13 protein-coding genes are annotated in these 15,455 nt (G+C 69.6%); 11 read left to right on the top strand and 2 right to left on the bottom strand.

Going from position 1 to position 15,455, the window contains the following annotated elements; translation table 11 throughout:
- From IE172_RS18445 to IE172_RS18430, 4 genes are all read left to right on the top strand, one after another.
- Complete coding sequence (locus IE172_RS18445; protein WP_190098468.1) at nucleotides 1-1,473, top strand: AICE element replication initiation protein; 1,473 nt, start codon at nucleotides 1-3, stop codon at nucleotides 1,471-1,473.
- A 449-nt stretch (nucleotides 1,474-1,922) separates the two neighbouring features.
- Nucleotides 1,923-2,111 carry a helix-turn-helix transcriptional regulator gene (locus IE172_RS18440; protein ID WP_019525248.1) on the top strand — a complete coding sequence of 63 codons (189 nt, stop codon included), beginning with the start codon at nucleotides 1,923-1,925 and terminating at the stop codon, nucleotides 2,109-2,111.
- A 69-nt stretch (nucleotides 2,112-2,180) separates the two neighbouring features.
- A complete protein-coding gene (locus IE172_RS18435; RefSeq protein ID WP_190098342.1) occupies nucleotides 2,181-3,548 on the top strand; it encodes a tyrosine-type recombinase/integrase in 1,368 nt (455 codons plus the stop codon).
- 451 nt (nucleotides 3,549-3,999) lie between these two features.
- On the top strand, nucleotides 4,000-4,488 hold the full coding sequence (locus IE172_RS18430) for a YajQ family cyclic di-GMP-binding protein (protein WP_030220858.1): 489 nt from the start codon (nucleotides 4,000-4,002) through the stop codon (nucleotides 4,486-4,488).
- Between the two features lie 19 nt (nucleotides 4,489-4,507).
- Here IE172_RS18430 and IE172_RS18425 read toward each other — a convergent pair whose 3' ends face one another.
- Together IE172_RS18425 and IE172_RS18420 are read right to left on the bottom strand one after the other, a co-directional pair.
- Complete coding sequence (locus IE172_RS18425; RefSeq protein ID WP_229886176.1) at nucleotides 4,508-5,776, bottom strand: tyrosine-type recombinase/integrase; 1,269 nt, start codon at nucleotides 5,774-5,776, stop codon at nucleotides 4,508-4,510.
- An 82-nt stretch (nucleotides 5,777-5,858) separates the two neighbouring features.
- Nucleotides 5,859-6,374 carry a helix-turn-helix domain-containing protein gene (locus IE172_RS18420; RefSeq protein WP_190098340.1) on the bottom strand — a complete coding sequence of 172 codons (516 nt, stop codon included), beginning with the start codon at nucleotides 6,372-6,374 and terminating at the stop codon, nucleotides 5,859-5,861.
- Nucleotides 6,375-6,511: 137 nt separating this feature from the next.
- Between IE172_RS18420 and IE172_RS18415 the strand changes: the two genes are divergently transcribed.
- From IE172_RS18415 to IE172_RS18385, 7 genes are all read left to right on the top strand, one after another.
- The gene (locus IE172_RS18415; RefSeq protein ID WP_306432795.1) at nucleotides 6,512-6,697 is read left to right on the top strand and encodes a helix-turn-helix transcriptional regulator; all 186 of its coding nucleotides are present in this window, start codon (nucleotides 6,512-6,514) and stop codon (nucleotides 6,695-6,697) included.
- A complete protein-coding gene (locus IE172_RS18410; protein ID WP_190098339.1) occupies nucleotides 6,694-7,596 on the top strand; it encodes a bifunctional DNA primase/polymerase in 903 nt (300 codons plus the stop codon). The genes IE172_RS18415 and IE172_RS18410 overlap by 4 nt, the downstream gene beginning before the upstream one ends.
- Nucleotides 7,593-8,852 (top strand): AAA family ATPase, encoded by a 1,260-nt coding sequence (locus IE172_RS18405; protein ID WP_190098338.1) that lies wholly within the window; start codon nucleotides 7,593-7,595, stop codon nucleotides 8,850-8,852. The genes IE172_RS18410 and IE172_RS18405 overlap by 4 nt, the downstream gene beginning before the upstream one ends.
- A gap of 12 nt (nucleotides 8,853-8,864) precedes the next feature.
- Nucleotides 8,865-9,107 (top strand): hypothetical protein, encoded by a 243-nt coding sequence (locus IE172_RS18400; RefSeq protein WP_190098337.1) that lies wholly within the window; start codon nucleotides 8,865-8,867, stop codon nucleotides 9,105-9,107.
- A 61-nt stretch (nucleotides 9,108-9,168) separates the two neighbouring features.
- Nucleotides 9,169-9,411, top strand: a complete 243-nt coding sequence (locus IE172_RS18395) for a hypothetical protein (protein ID WP_190098336.1) — start codon at nucleotides 9,169-9,171, stop codon at nucleotides 9,409-9,411.
- A gap of 13 nt (nucleotides 9,412-9,424) precedes the next feature.
- Nucleotides 9,425-10,144 (top strand): hypothetical protein, encoded by a 720-nt coding sequence (locus IE172_RS18390; protein ID WP_190098335.1) that lies wholly within the window; start codon nucleotides 9,425-9,427, stop codon nucleotides 10,142-10,144.
- A gap of 656 nt (nucleotides 10,145-10,800) precedes the next feature.
- Nucleotides 10,801-15,432 (top strand): peptidoglycan DD-metalloendopeptidase family protein, encoded by a 4,632-nt coding sequence (locus IE172_RS18385; RefSeq protein WP_190098334.1) that lies wholly within the window; start codon nucleotides 10,801-10,803, stop codon nucleotides 15,430-15,432.
- The last annotated feature ends 23 nt before the right edge of the window (nucleotides 15,433-15,455 follow it).

Genomic DNA, 15,455 nt, shown 5'->3' with positions numbered 1-15,455 from the left:
ATGTCCGACGACGAGAAGACCCCCGCCCGCGAGATCATCACCGACTACGCGCAATCCCACTTCCGGTACTTCCGCACCGCCGACGGCACCGTCTACGCCCAGCGCAACGGCCACCCCGTTGCCCGCCCGATCCGCTCCCAGGGCACCACGGGAAGCCACCGCCAGGAACTCATGGTCGGTCTCTTCCGCGACGGCGTAGGCGTGTTCAACGGCACCGCCCTCAAGGAGGCACTCGACCTGATCGAAGCACTCGCGCTGACCGAGGAAGTCCAGGCCGTACACATCCGCGTTGCCCCAGGGTGGGACGGCGCTACCTGGCTGGACCTGGGGCGGGCCGACGGACGCTCGGTCCGTATCCACCCCACCGGGTGGGACATCGCCGTTCCCGACCCGCGTGAGGTGTGCTGGCGGCGTACCCAGCTCACCGGGGAACTCCCCCTGCCCGCCCGGGACACCGACGGCAAGGGCATCGATCTGCTGCTGCGGCTGTGCAACTTCGCCACCGCTCAGACCGAGTGCCTGGCCATCGCGTGGCTCATCGGCTGCCTGGAACCGTCCGTGCCCGTCCCGGCCCCGTTCCTCACCGGCCCCCAGGGCGCCGGCAAGTCCACCGGCGGACGCATGCTCACCCGGATCATCGAGGGCATGAGCGGCGACCTGCGCCGCGCACCGAAGGACGAGGAGAACCTGATCGCGGCCGTGGCCGCCGGGTGGGTCACAGCGCTCGACAACCTCTCTCACATGACCCCGGACCTGTCCGATGCGATGTGCTGCATCGTCACCGGAGCCGAGAACGTCAAGCGCGCGCTCTTCACCGATGGGGACGTGTTCCGCGCCCGCTACCGTCGCCCCCTGCTCCTCACCGGCATCGACGTGGGCGTCATCCGCCCCGACCTCGCCGAACGGCTGTTGCCGCTCCGGCTGGAACGCCCGCGCGTCCGGCGCACCGAGGCGGAACTATGGGCGGACTACGCGGAGGCTCTGCCCGTGGTCCTGGGGTCTCTCCTGGACCTCACGGTCAAGGTCCGCGCGGTCGACGTGGAGACTCCGACCGACCTACGGATGGCAGACTTCGCGCACCTGTGCGCGCAGCTGGACGCGGCGACCGGTTTCGGGTCGCTCGCCGCCTACCGGGCCGCCCTGGACGACCTCAATGACGACGTGATCGAGGGCGATCTGTTGGCACAGACCGTGCTGCGGCACGCCGCCGACGTCGAACCGGGCACGGCGCAGCGGATGACGTCCACGGAGTGGCTGCACCACTTCACCCGCCTCTACAGCGGCGAGGAGTGCCGTCCCCTGCCCAAGGGGTGGCCGACCACCGGCAAAGTCCTCTCCGACCGTCTCAAGCGGCTACAGCCCACCCTCGCCGCCCGCGGCGTGCTCATCGACTCGGGCCGCACCTACGAGGGCCGCTACATCGAGATCAGCCGCTCACCGGCCGCGCCACCACACCAACAGCAGACACTCTGACCGCCGCGCCAGTCGGCCGGCCACCGGCCCAAGCAAGAAGAGCACCCCGCCCGGGCGTGCTCTTCTTGCCGTTCGGCGGCAGCGCCGCCCTGCGATGGACGCGCCGCGCAGCGGCTCGTTCTTCACGTTTTGAGACGCACCGCACCACCACAGACGCCCCTCTCTTTTCCTAAGAGGGGAAATCCTGCGTCATGTGCGTCATGCAGACGCGAAAACGGCCCCTGGCCTGCGGACGAGGGCATGACGCAGACGGCGGCGCCTGCGTCATCCTGCGTCATCTGCGTCATGGCATGACGCAGCCCATGACGTGCCAATGACGCAGCTCAAACGACTGCGTCATGCAAAAACCGCAGGCCAGACGCCCACATGACGCAGATGACGCTCATGACGCAGAAATCGGCACCTCGGACAGGAACGTTCCGTAAAACCTCGGCTGTGAGGAGTCACTGATGGCCAGCCCCCAGATGCTCAAGCTCCCCGAAGTCCTCACCGAGATCGGCATGAGCCGCGCTGCCTTCTACCGCATGCGCGCACGCGGACAGGCACCCCGACTCGTGAAGCTGCCCAACGGTCACCTGCGAGTCCGCCGCAGTGACCTGGACGACTGGCTCAGCAACCTGGATTCGCCCGCCTACTGATCACACCCATTCACCAGACCACCCCAGGGGCCCGGCTGTCGCCGGGCCCCTTTCGCAGGAAGGCCCCCGATGGGGAAGACGTACGACGTTCGTATCTGGTCCGTCCGCCAGCGGAAGGACCGTGGTCAGAGCTCCGCGGAGCTGCGCTGGAAGACGGGCGAGACCCCGCACTCTCAGACCTTCCGTACCAAAACGCTGGCAGAGGGCCGCCGCGCCGAGCTGCTGCGGGCGGCTCACGCCGGCGAGCCGTTCGACGAGTCCACCGGAGTGCCGGTCTCCGAGCTGCGGAAGCGCAACGACGTGAGTTGGTATCAGCACGCCCGCGAGTACATCGAGATGAAGTGGCAGCACTCACCCGGTTCGACGCGCCGGACGCTCGCGGAAGCCATGGCCACGGTGACGCCGGCGCTCGTCAGGAACACCAAGGGAATGGCCGACGCCAAGACTGTGCGGACGGCTCTCTATAGCTGGGCGTTCAACATGAGCCGCCGTGACCAGGAACTCCCGGACGATGTGGCCGCCGTGCTGGCGTGGTTCGAGCGGAAGTCGCTGCCCACCTCCGCGCTGGCCGACCGGATGCACGTGCGCGCGGCTCTGGACGCCCTGACCAAGAAGCTAGACGGCGCCACGGCATCCGCGTCGACCATCCGGCGGAAGCGGGCCATCTTCCACAACGCCCTCGGCTACGCCGTCGACGCCGGCCGTCTGACGGACAACCCCCTGCCTCAGGTGCAGTGGAAAGCTCCGGAGCAGGTAGCCGAAGAACTGGACCCCGCCTCAGTGCCAGACCCCCGGCAAGCTCTCGCGCTGCTCGATGCCGTGCGCACGCAGAGCCCCCGCGGGCGGCGCCTGGTCGCCTTCTTCGGCTGCATGTACTACGCGGCGGCACGGCCGGCAGAAGTCATCGGCCTCCGTCTCCAGGACTGCGACCTGCCACGGCGAGGATGGGGCACTCTGCGACTCCGAGAAACCCGCCCGCGCTCGGGGTCGGCCTGGACGGACAGCGGTGAGGCGCACGACCGGCGAGGGCTCAAGCACCGGCCCCGGAGGGCAGTCCGCACCGTGCCGATCCCACCCGATCTCGTGAGCCTGCTCCGGTGGCACGTCACCGCGTACGGCGTCGCCCCCGACGGGCGGCTGTTCCGGACGCAGCGCGGCGGGCTCATCCAGGACACCGGATACGGCGAGGTGTGGGCGGAAGCCCGTGCGCGTGCTCTCACGCCCGCTCAGTGCGCGTCGCCGCTCGCCAAGCGTCCATATGATCTTCGCCACGCGGCCGTGTCCACATGGCTCAGCTCCGGGGTGGAGCCGCAGGAGGTAGCTGCCCGCGCCGGCCACAGCGTGGCCGTGCTGTTCCGGGTGTACGCCAAGTGCCTGGACGGCGGTGCGGCCACAGCGAACGCCCGGATCGAGCGGGCACTGAGGAGCGGCAATTAGGGGGCGAAGCTGCCCCACGTCTGCCCCACACGGACTGGTCAGCACCCGAATCAGGGTGAGACACAACGGGAAAAGCACCCATATCGATCAGACCGGGCCGGTCAACGAAGAAGACCCCCTCCGTCCTGCGTTTCCGCAGTTCGGAGGGGGTCGCTTCTCAACTATCTCAGCGTGGCGGCGCCAGGATTCGAACCTGGGAAGGCTGAGCCACACCGCCTGGGTTGCTGCGCTGGGACCGCCTTGCGGCGGTGCTCCGTGGCAACGACGTAAACAATACCCGATGGACAGGGGTGCTTCGCCACCCGATTGATCACCACCCGGGGGGCGGGGGGTGACTAGGCTGGTCCGGATGCGGTCCGGAGCCGATGCCGGGCTCTGGGCCGTCCCACGTATGCCGGTACGCATCCGGTGCGCACCCCGATACGCACCCCGATACAAGGAGCCACAGGACATGGCCGACTCCAGTTTCGACATCGTCTCGAAGGTCGAGCGGCAGGAGGTCGACAACGCCCTCAACCAGACCGCCAAGGAGATCTCGCAGCGCTACGACTTCAAGGGTGTCGGTGCCTCGATCTCGTGGTCCGGGGAGAAGATCCTCATGGAGGCGAACTCCGAGGACCGGGTCAAGGCCGTCCTCGACGTCTTCCAGTCCAAGCTGATCAAGCGGGGCATCTCCCTGAAGGCCCTGGACGCGGGCGAGCCTCAGCTCTCGGGCAAGGAGTACAAGATCTTCGCGTCGATCGAGGAGGGCATCTCCCAGGACAACGCGAAGAAGGTCGCGAAGATCATCCGGGATGAGGGCCCGAAGGGCGTGAAGGCCCAGGTGCAGGGTGACGAGTTGCGGGTCAGCTCCAAGAGCCGCGACGACCTCCAGACCGTCATCGCCCTCCTCAAGGGCAAGGACTTCGAGTTCGCGCTGCAGTTCGTGAACTACCGCTGACTCAACGTGCTGACCTGCACTATCCGGAAATGATCTGAGCGGGAGGGCACAACGCGGGCACATCGCCGAGGACCGCCTCGACCGCCGCTCGCGTTGTGTCCTCATCGTCTGGCCACAGATGGGTGTAGATGTCGAGCGTGATCGACGGCTTCGAGTGGCCCAGGCGCCGCTGCACCGTCTTCACGCTCTCGCGGTTCTTGATCAGCGCTGAGGCGTAGAAGTGGCGCAGGTCGTGCATGCTCGTTCCGTCTGGGACCCGGACCTGCGCGGGCTCCTGGCCCTCCGGCCGGCCCCGCTGGACCCACGCCGCGTACGCCTCGGCGTAGTCCTTGCTGAGAGCTTCGTTCGCCCTCTCCTCCATGCGCGCCCAGACGTGCGACCAGTTGGCCCGCTTCAGGACGTCGCCGCGGTCGCTGGTGAACAGCATGCGGGCCTTCCGCCGGCGCGGCTTGCGCGGGTCCGTCTGGTCCTCGATGTCGACTGCGACCGCCGGATACTGCTGGAGGTGCGCGGCGAGCGCGTCGACCGCGAGGCCGACCAGGGGGACGGTTCGGTAGCTCTCGTGCGTCTTCGGCTCGCCGAGGTACGACTCGGGCACCGCCTCCGGGTCCCCGTCGACGTCCTTGTCCGGTGTGACCAGCTGCTGCCGCACGACCACCTCGCGCCGCAGGAAGTCGACGCCGTCGACCTCGAGGCCGAACACCTCCCCCTGCCGCAGCCCGGAGGCGACGGCGAGCAGGATCATCGCGCGGTACGGGGACGGGGCCGCTTCGATCAGGGCACGGACGGCGTCCTTGTGCAGGGGCACGATCTCGGGCCGTCGGGCTTCGGGGAGCTTGATGCCAGCGCACGGGTTGATGGCGATCGTCCGGTCCCGTACGGCGGTGTGCATCACGGAGACCAGGTAGGAGAAGGTGACCCGCAGCGTGGTCGGGGCGAGGGCCTGTGACCGGTCCTTGACCCAGGCCTGCACCTCCGACGGGCGGATGGACACGATCGGCCGGTCTCCGAATGTCGGGTAGATGTGCAGCCGCAGAGCCCGCTCAACGCGGGAGGACGTACCGCCGCGGTGCACGGCCGTGGTCCGCCAGCGCTCGGCGACCGCACGGAAGCTCTCCTTGCCGGCCGCCGGGTCGACGTACAGCCCGCGGGCGAGGTCCGCCTCGATCGTGGCTGCGCGAGTGTCGGCCTGGGAGCGCTTGGCGAAGTTCTCCTTCTGCTGCTCCCCCGCTGCGTCGCGCCACCGGACCTGCCACCGCTTGCCCTTACCGTGGCTCTTGCTCGGCACCAGCGTGCGCGTCTTGCTGGAGTGCTCAGTGCACGGCTCAGCGCCCGAGGCAGGGCGTGACAGGTGCCAACGGTCGTAGACGCTAGCCATCGGTGCCCCCCTGCTCTCGGTCCCGTTGCGCTCGCTCGAGGGCCACGGCGTACAGGTAGTCCCGCGTCCTCATGATCTCGTGCGGCGATTGCCCAGGCCGAAGCCACACGAAGGGCCAGCTCTCGTCGTCCGGCTTCTCCTGTGCCCACCGCTCCTTGTCTTCCGAGTTGAGCGCGAGCATGCCTCGGACCCAGTCCCGCGCATCCCTCACGGTTGCTTCCCGGTTGGGAGTGATGCGGTACGGCGTCTCGGGGTCCACAGCCGGCGGGATGAGCAGGTGAAGGGGCGCCACGTTCAGCGCCTGGGAGAGGGCGAGCCACTCCACCACGCTTACCGTCGGGCGCCGGCCCGCTTCGAAGTTCGCCACGATCGAGCGGTTCCACTTCACGCCCAGTTCGGTGAGCCGTTCGGCGAGGTCGGCAGCAGTCATGCCGCTACGCCCTCGCAGCTCTTTGACCCTCACCCGGATTGCATCCACCGGTGAGAGCGCGTCCTTCGTGTGCTCCATGAGCACAGCTAAGCATCCATTGACACACGTCGCAAGAGGCGGCAACCTTTGGCAACAACACAGAATGTGCTCATGCGACATTGGAGGTGCTTGTGAAGCACACACAGAGTTCTGGTGCAGGTCAGACACGGACGGGTTTGGCCACCCCGCCGGAGATCGCGGAGTTCTGCCGCGTACCGGTCGGCACCGTCTACCAGTGGTCGAGCCGTGGGGGCGGGCCGAAGCTCATCAAGGTCGGCCGGCACCTGCGGGCGCGTTGGAGCGACCTCGACGCCTGGCTGGACGCTCAGACGATCCGCCCGAACGGCGGAGCCACCGCATGACGACCCGCAACGCAGAAACGCCCCGGGTGATGGCCGGGGCGTTTCCGAACGACCGCGCAATGGGTGTCGGGTCGCCCGTCATGGTGGCACACGCCCTCGCCTACGCGCAGCACGGCTGGAGCGTCTTCCCCCTCGCCGGCAAGACGCCTGCGATCCCGCGCGTGCATGAAGTGGGGCACCCCTGCCGAGGCGAGTGCGGTCAGCACGGTCACGGCTACCACGACGCCACCCGCGACCTCGACCAGATCAGCGCATGGTGGCGCCGTTACCCCAGCGCTGGCATCGGTCTGCCGTGCGCGCCGAACGGGCTCGCTGTCGTCGACGTCGACCCCCGCAACGGCGGCCGCGAAACGCTGTACCGCCTCGAGCGTGACCACGGCACGCTGCCCGGCACGCTCATGCAGATCACGGGCGGAGACGGCCTGCACCTGGTGTACGCCCACCCCGGCCGAGACTTGCCCGGCAAGCTCGGGCCCGGCGTCGACGTGAAGTCCAACGGTTACATCGTCGCCGCGCCCTCGCTGCACCCCTCCGGTGCTCGCTACGCCTGGGCTGGCGACGGCCGGTTCAATCACTGGCCTGCAGCATGGCCCGCTTTTCTCGGCGTCCGCGCCGAGCCCGCCAGGCCCACCCTCTCTCTCGAGTCCGTACGCCCGATCGCGAGCCTGGTCGGCCTGGTGGCGTTCGTCCTCGAGGCACGCGAGGGCGAACGGAACTCTCGGCTCTTCTGGGCCGCGTGCCGTGGCCTCGAGCTGGTGCGCGCGGGCAAGGCCGACGGCCCGTCCGTGTTCGCGTCCCTCATGGACGCGGCCGCGCGCATCGGCCTTCCGGACGCCGAGGCATCGAGGACGCTCCGCAGCGCTGAGCGTGCCCCGCACAGAACGGGAGCTTCAGCTTGACCGACTCGCACGACGAAGCCCGGGAGATCCTCGAACGCAACGGCATCACCGATGCTGCGTTCCCTGCTCCCCGCTCGCTGAAGCTCACGCCGGCGTCCGCGATCGCCCCCGAACCTGTGGTCTGGGCATGGGAGCCACAGCCCGGCGAGGGCCGCGTGCCCGCTGGAGCCCTCACCCTCGCCGCGGGACGCGAGGGCACGGGCAAGTCCAGCTTCGGCATCTGGGTCGCCGCGCGCCTGTCGCGCGGCGAGCTCCCGGGCACCTTCTACGGCCACCCGAAGACCGTCTTCTACGCGGCCGTTGAAGACTCCTGGTCCCGCACCCTGGTGCCCCGGCTCATCGCGGCCGGGGCCGACCTGGACCGCGTGTTCCGCGTCGACGCCGAGGACACTCTGCGCGGCGAAACGATGATCTCCCTGCCGATGGACGTATCGCTCATCGAGGAGGCCATCGCCGAACACGACGTCGCGGCGCTCATCGTGGACCCGCTGATGTCGACCCTCGGCAGCAGCACCGACGCCCACCGCACCCAGGACGTGCGCCAGGCCCTCGAGCCTCTCGTGCGTATGGCAGAGCGGACCAGGGCGCTCACGCTCGGGATCGCCCACTTCAACAAGGGCAGCAGCACCGACGCTTCACAGCTCATCTCCGGGTCGGGTGCCTTCAAGGACCTGGCCCGGGCCGTCCTCGCCTTCGCCCGCGACCGCGAGACGGAGGAGCAGGTGATGACACAGACGAAGAACAGCCTCGGCAGGCTCGACCTCCCCTCGCTCGCGTACCGGATCGAGGGCTTCGACGTGCCCACCGCCAAGGGCACGGCCAACGTCGGGCGGCTGGTCTTCACCGGCGTATCGGAACGCACCGTCGAGGACACCCTCGCCGCGCCCGTCGACCGCGATGAAGTCGGCGAGCGGGATGAGGCTGTCGCCTGGCTGGTCGGCTACCTCACCGACAACGGCGGCGAGGCACCCGCTGGCGACGTCATCAAGTCCGCCGAGAAGGACGGCATCGCCAAACGCACCTTGCAGCGCGCCCGGGCCAAGGCCGGCGTCCGCTCCGAGTCCTCCGGTTTCGGCAAGAACAAGAAATGGACCTGGGTACTGAGCGTGACCGCCGATGACGTAGATGCCAGCGAAACCCCCGTAGGTGCCGTAGGCGCCAGCACCCACGGGCCTGGCGCCTACGGCACCTACGTGACACCTACGGAAAACCCCTCACTCCCTGTAACACCCAACGACAACCCCACAAACCCCTGAAGGACATTCCGCATGGCCCGCGAACAGACCCCCGAGCAGAAGGTCACCGCGCTCTCCCTCGCAGCGCTCCGCGCCGACGGCGAGGGCCTGGCCCTGCTCCTGAACGAGCTCCCCGACGACGAAGTCCGCAACGCCTGCGGCTACGCCCTCATGAGCCTCTGCAACGGCTTCCGCGCGATCCTCACCGCCGAGGCCTGGCAGGAGGTCATCGGCGGCGTCCAGGCCCACGCCGCCGAACTCGCCCACGACTCCTAGACCACAACCACCGGCGCCCGCGCACACCGCGCGGGCGCCTCCCCCTCGAGAGGCCAAGCCCATGACCAACCCCGTACCGGACGGCTACTACCGCACCGCCCCGGCTGCAGAAGTGGCGGCCGCCCGCGGCCAGCTCATCACCCACGGCCGCGTCCTCGGACCGCCCCAGCCCGCAGAGCCGGCCGAAGACGGAACCCTGCCGGACGGCTACTACCGCACCGCCCCCGCCAGCGAGGTCGCCGACGCCATCGGCCAGCTCGCCCACCGCCCCGCCCCCAGCAACACCGACAACGACAACGACTGACCAGGAGACACCGATGGAACTCGCCGACAACTTCAAGGCCACCAGGACCCACCGCCTGGTACACGGCGCACGCGCCGGCCACTACACCATGCCCGCCGAGATGCTGGCCGGGTACGACCAGCTGCAGCAGCTGCTGGAGGAAGGCAAGGAGACCACCAACTGGGGCCGCACCCAGTGGGCGGACACGGCCAAGGAGCGGGAAGCCGAGGCCCTCGCCCGACACCTCTCCGGCATGGCCTCGAACTACGCCGCGCCGCGCCTGATCACGGAGCACCTGCAGCCGGCCCTCGCCGAACGCCTCGACCGCTTCCGCACCGTGCGCCAGGTGGCAGGCAAGTACGCCCACAGCAACGGCGCCAGCCTGGACATGCTCGCCGAGCCCGACGACGTACGCGCCGCCATCCTCGAGCTGCACACCGCGACCCAGTGGTACGGCTCCCTGCGCGACGCCTGGTCCGAACTGCGCGGTGACGTCGAGTACGTCTACAACCGCGACCGCATCACCGACCCGCTGGGCAAGCAGAGCCCGCTCGCCGAGGTCCGCAACATCGCCGTCGTCGCGCCGAACTGGCGCGAGCTCGCCCACATCGCCGGCGCGGTCTGGCCATGGGGGTCCGACGTGACCCACCTCAAGCTCGGCTGGCTCCTGGACCACGGCGCCGAGGTCTGGCTGCCGACCGAGGACCAGCAGACCGCCGAATACCAGCGACTGCGGCAGCACGCCGCAGCCTGACCCACGACCAGGCGGCGCGGTGCCGTGAGCCGCACCGCGCCGCCTCCGGACCGGCAAGGAGATCACCGTGACGATCACCGCGCAGACCGCCCTCGCGCACCCGGGGGCCCACCCGCGCGGGTGCGCGCACGGGAGACCGCGGGGGAGGGCAATCCCTCCCTGTACGGGTCTGGGGGATCCCGCACGAGACGTCGACCGCGGTCGGCCTGCAGCCCGCCGGCGCTCGGCGGTTGCAGGTCTCTCCCCGCGCTCACCTGCGGAGATCACCTGATCTCGAGGCCCTCGCGACCTCGCGCAAGACGACCGCCGGCACCAGGCCGCGAAGCGCTGCGGTCCCGCGAAACCCCCCTCTAACTCGCAGGAAGGCCTCTCGAGCGATCTAACCCTCAGCGCCCCCGGCGCCCCCTGTTTTCCCCTCTGACCTGCTACTTCTCCTCCGCCCCGGACGGCCTTCCGGGACAACCCGCAGCCAACTTCACAGTGCGAAAGGCACCTTAGACATGGCTACGGGTGTGTTGGTCGGGCGCGGCTACGTGTCGATCCGACCGGAATTCGAAGGCGATTGGTCGCGGAGCATCAGCGCTCGCGCGTCGCGGTCCGGCTCGCAAGGCGGGTCGGCGTTCGGTAAGGCATTCTCCGCGGCGGCCGGTACCGGAGTGAAGGCACTTGGTGCCCTCGCCGGGATCGGGATCGCCGCGAACCTGAACGCGGCCGCCGGAGCGGCTGCCCTGCTGGCGCCGGCTCTCACGACGGCCGGCGCCGCGGCTGGCGCCCTCAAGTTGGGCATGTCCGGCGTGGGCGATGCGCTGAAGGCATCGTTCGCCGACGCCGGCGCGCAGGCCTCCGGGGCCGCATCGGCAACCCGGGCGGTGGAGACCGCACAGCGCGGACTCGCCACAGCGCAGCGGGCGCTCGCCGATGCCCGGGTCCAGGCTGAAGAGCGGGTGCAGGACGCCTTGCGCTCGGTGGCAGACGCTGAGCGGAGCCTGACCCGCACCGTGGCAGACGCGGCCCGGGACCAGGCCGATGCCAAGCTGAAGGTGACCGACGCGGTCCGTGAGCTGGCCGAGGCTCAGGAGGACGCGCGGGACGTCCAGGCCGACCTCACGGAGGCCCGCCGGGACGCGGCCCGGGAGATCGAGGACCTCAACAGCAAGCTCGCCAACAGCCGCCTCGAGGAGCGCGAGGCTGCGCAGGCGATGGCCGACGCGGAGAAGGCCCTCCGCGCGGCGCAGGCCAAGCCGGGTAACCGGCCGGAGGACATCGCTCGTCTGCAGCTCGCCTACGACCAGGCGGCGCAGGCCGTCGCCGACCAGGCGCTCGAGACGAAGCAGCTCGCCGAGGACGCGGCCAAGGCCAACAAGGCCGGCGTCGAGGGCAGCGACAAGGTCCGCGAAGCGCAGGAGCGGATCGCCGACGCACAGCGCAAGGTCGAGGACCGTACGCGTGCGCTGGCCCGGGCGCGGGAGGACCAGCGGCGTACCGAGGTCGACTCGGCGCAGGAGATCGCGGACGCGCAGCGTGCGCTCGGTGAGGCTCAGCGCGGTGTCGACGACGCCCGGCGGGACGGCGCCCGACAGGTCGCCGACGCGCAGCGGTCGGTGGCCGACGCCGCGGCGGCGGTGGCGGACGCTCAGGCGGCGGCCGCGGGGCAGGCATCGCAGTTCGACCAGGCCATGGCCAAGCTCGCCCCGAACGCGCGCAGCTTCGTCACCGCTGTGCGGGGGCTCGGGCCTGCCTGGGAGGACATGAAGTTGTCCGTCCAGAACCGGCTGTTCGAGGGCCTGGACGACACCGTCACCACCCTCGGCCAGGCCACCATCCCGGTCCTCAAGCGCGGTCTGACCGAGACCGCCGGCGTGTGGAACCAGATGGCGAAGAACGCGGCCGGTGCGGTCACGGAGATGGCCCGTACCGGGCTGCTCGACAAGGTCCTGGATGGCGCCACCGCGAACCTGAAGGCCTTCGAGAGGGCCCCGGCGCAGATCGTCACCGCGCTCGGGCAACTGAGCGTGGCGGCGCAGCCTGCGTTTCACGCGCTGTCGCAGCAGATGGCCGGTGCGCTCACCTCGTTCACCGACGGGATCGCCAAGTCGTTCGCGTCGGGTGGTCTCGAGCAGGCCATCGGCTCGGCGTTCGGGATCCTCTCGCAGTTCGGGACGCTGCTCGGGAACGTCCTCGGCACCGTCAATCAGATCTTCAAGGCCGCCTCCGATGCCGGCGGTCAGATGGTCGGGTCGCTCGCCGCGGTCTTCGGCGAGCTCCGCCGGGTACTGGCGACAGACGAGATGCAGGCGTCCATGCGGTCGCTGTTCGGATCGGTGGCGCAGATCGTCTCCGCGCTCGTCCCGATCCTCGGGGCAGTCGTGCAGGCCGCCGTGCCCTTGCTCGCCGCGATCGCCCCGCCGATCGCCCTGATCGCCAGTGTGCTCGGCCCGGTCCTGGTCCAGCTCGCCACGACGATCGGCGCGGTGCTGCTGCCCATCGTCGACGCGATGGGCGGGGTGATGGTCATCATCGGCACGGCGCTCACGGAGCTGGTCCAGGCCGTGATGCCGCTGCTGGTGCCCATCGGCGAGCTCATGGCCACATGGATCAACTCACTGGCGCCGGCGCTCGTCCCGGTCGTCAACGTGATCCTCAGCGTGGTCGATGCGCTGGTGGGCCCTCTGACCACCATCGTTCAGGCCCTCATCCCCGTCATCGAGTTGCTCGGCCAGACGATCACGCAGATCTTCCAGGCTCTCGAGCCGATGCTGCAGCCGCTCGTCCAGCTGATCGGCCAGGCTGCCGAGCTCATCGCCAACGTGCTCGCGCAGGCCCTGCAGCAGCTGATGCCGATCATCACTCCGCTCATCGACGTCGGCATGCAGCTGGTGGGCACGGTGTTCGCGGCGCTGGAGCCGCTGCTGCCGGTGATCAGCGATGCCTTCGAGACGCTCGGCGGCGCCGTACTGACGATGCTGCCGGCGTTCGAGGGGATCGCCGGCGCGGCCGTCACTCTCCTCGAGGGGCTGATGCCGCTTATCCCCGTCGGGGTGCAGCTGGTCACCGAGGTCCTCGACGCGCTGATCCCCGTCCTGCCCACGCTCGCGGACGCTTTCGTGGCGATCGCCGCGGCGGCGGTGGCGATCGTGCAGCCGCTGGCCGAGGTCATCGCCGGGCTGGCGGGACAGCTCGCCCCGGTCATCGCCGACATCGCCCCCATCCTGGGGGACTTCGTCGGCATGCTCGCCGGCGTCCTCGCCGAAGTGCTGCCGCCGCTCGCCGACGCGCTGATCATCCTCGTCGAGGCGCTCGCCCCGGTCCTGCCGCTCTTCGGTGAGCTGGTCGGGATGGTGCTGCAGATGGCGGCCGGTGTCCTGGTGCAGCTGCTGCCGTCGATCCTGCAGCTGGTACAGGCCGGCGTGGACCTCACCATCGCGCTGCTGCCCCTGGTGCCGCCGCTGGTGAAGCTCGTCGGCCTGGTCATCGAGCTCGCGGTGAAGGTTTTGTCGTGGCTGCTCCCGCCGCTCCTGCAGTTGGCTGGCTTCCTGATCGGGCAGTTCGCGGCCGCCCTGAACTCGGCGATCAGCTGGGTCACGAAGATCGTCGGCGCGGTCGCCGGGCTGGTGTCGTGGGTGACGACTCGGCTCGGGCCGGCGTTCACCTGGCTGCGCGACAAGACCGTGCAGGTCTGGGGCGCCATCCGTCAGGGCATCTCCGACGCCTGGAACTCGATCAAGAAGAACGTCCTCATCCCCCTCCGCACCTTCTTCACCGTCACCGTGCCCGGGTGGGGCACGACCCTGAAGAACAAGACCGTGGGCGCTTTCCGTCAGGTACGGGATGGGTGGGGCAACATCTGGGGTGGGATCAAGAAGGACATCCTCTACCCGATCCGCACCTTCTTCACGGCCACCATCCCTAGCTGGGGAACGACTCTGAAGAACAAGATCGTCGGGGCGTTCGACGAAGCACGCAAGGGCATCAAGACCGCCTGGGACAAGCTCGAGGGCATCGCCAAGAGGCCGATCTCCTTCGTGATCAAAACGGTCTACAACCGCGGAATCGTGGGCGTGTGGAACAAGATCGCCACCGCGTTCGGTGCGGACACCCTGAAGGAGTTCCACCCCAAGGGCTTCTCCCGCGGCGGCGTGTACGACGTGCTGCCCGGCTACACCCCCGGCCGCGACCCGCACAAGTTCTACAGCCCCTCGGGCCTGGCCCTCGAGATGTCCGGCGGCGAGTCCATCTTCCGCCCCGAGTTCACGCGTGCCGTGGGCAGCCGGTTCGTCGCCACGATGAACCACCTCGCCAGGTCGGGCGGCGCGAACCGGGTACGGGAAGCGCTGGCCCCAGTGCTCGGCCACGCCCCGGTGCCGCTGCACTTCGCCCAGGGCGGCACCGTGCAGCGCTTCGCCGGCGGTGGCATCTTCGGCTGGATCAAGGACGCCGCCGGCGGTGTGGGCTCCAAGGTGTGGGACGGCGTCAAGAAGACGACGAGCTGGCTCAAGGACGGCCTCGAGGACTCGGCGCGCGCCGGCATCAAGCACGTCGTCGACCCGCTGCTCAAGCGGTTCCCGGGCGCCGACACCGGCTTCGGGAAGATGATCCGCCGCATCCCCACCGCGATCCTCGACGCGCTGTTCGGGTACAGCAAGGACGCCGACGACAAGGGAGGAGGCGGCTCCGGTCAGGGCGGCAAGCCCGTGAACGCCGCGGTCGGTACGCGCTTCGGGGTGCCCGGCCGCATGTGGTCCTCCGGCTACCACACCGGCGTCGACTACCCGGCGCCCACCGGCACACCGGTCCGTGCGGTCCTCGGAGGCAGCGTCACCTCCGCCACCTCCGGCGGCCCGTACGGTAACCACATCCGCATGTCTCATGCGGGCGGGCTGTCCACGCTGTACGCGCACCTGTCGTCCATGAGCGTCAAGACGGGGCAGCGGGTGCCCGGCGGATCCCGGATCGGGGCCGTCGGCTCCACCGGTAACTCCACCGGACCGCACCTCCACCTCGAGGCCCGCCGGGGCGGGAAGCTCTTCGACCCCCTGACGCTGTTCGACACCGGCGGATGGATGCAGCCCGGCACCTGGGGCTACAACGGCCTGAAGTCTCCCGAGGCAGTGTTCACCCCGCAGCAGTACCGCGCCCTCGAGGGCGCGGCCGCCGTGGGCGTGGCCGCAGCACAAGGCGCGTCCACGCAGTACGTCATCAATGCCCGTACCGCCGACTTCACCGTGCGCGACCTCGAGAAGGTCCAGCGCGTGCAGGAGGCCCGGGCCAGGGTGGGCCGGCCGAGGTAGCCGGAGAGGTGAGGGGTGCCCTC

Origin of the sequence: Streptomyces griseoflavus, assembly GCF_014649995.1 — a bacterium.
Taxonomy (GTDB): domain Bacteria; phylum Actinomycetota; class Actinomycetes; order Streptomycetales; family Streptomycetaceae; genus Streptomyces; species Streptomyces griseoflavus.
Note: the sequence above shows the minus strand (reverse complement) of the source record. Positions and strands in the feature narration are given on the sequence as shown.

Coding starts and splice junctions, on each gene's coding strand:
- IE172_RS18445 (WP_190098468.1), top strand. CDS start 1: ATGTCCGACGACGAGAAGACCCCCGCCCGCGAGATCATCACCGACTAC.
- IE172_RS18440 (WP_019525248.1), top strand. CDS start 1,923: ATGGCCAGCCCCCAGATGCTCAAGCTCCCCGAAGTCCTCACCGAGATC.
- IE172_RS18435 (WP_190098342.1), top strand. CDS start 2,181: ATGGGGAAGACGTACGACGTTCGTATCTGGTCCGTCCGCCAGCGGAAG.
- IE172_RS18430 (WP_030220858.1), top strand. CDS start 4,000: ATGGCCGACTCCAGTTTCGACATCGTCTCGAAGGTCGAGCGGCAGGAG.
- IE172_RS18420 (WP_190098340.1), bottom strand. CDS start 6,374: ATGGAGCACACGAAGGACGCGCTCTCACCGGTGGATGCAATCCGGGTG.
- IE172_RS18410 (WP_190098339.1), top strand. CDS start 6,694: ATGACGACCCGCAACGCAGAAACGCCCCGGGTGATGGCCGGGGCGTTT.
- IE172_RS18400 (WP_190098337.1), top strand. CDS start 8,865: ATGGCCCGCGAACAGACCCCCGAGCAGAAGGTCACCGCGCTCTCCCTC.
- IE172_RS18395 (WP_190098336.1), top strand. CDS start 9,169: ATGACCAACCCCGTACCGGACGGCTACTACCGCACCGCCCCGGCTGCA.
- IE172_RS18390 (WP_190098335.1), top strand. CDS start 9,425: ATGGAACTCGCCGACAACTTCAAGGCCACCAGGACCCACCGCCTGGTA.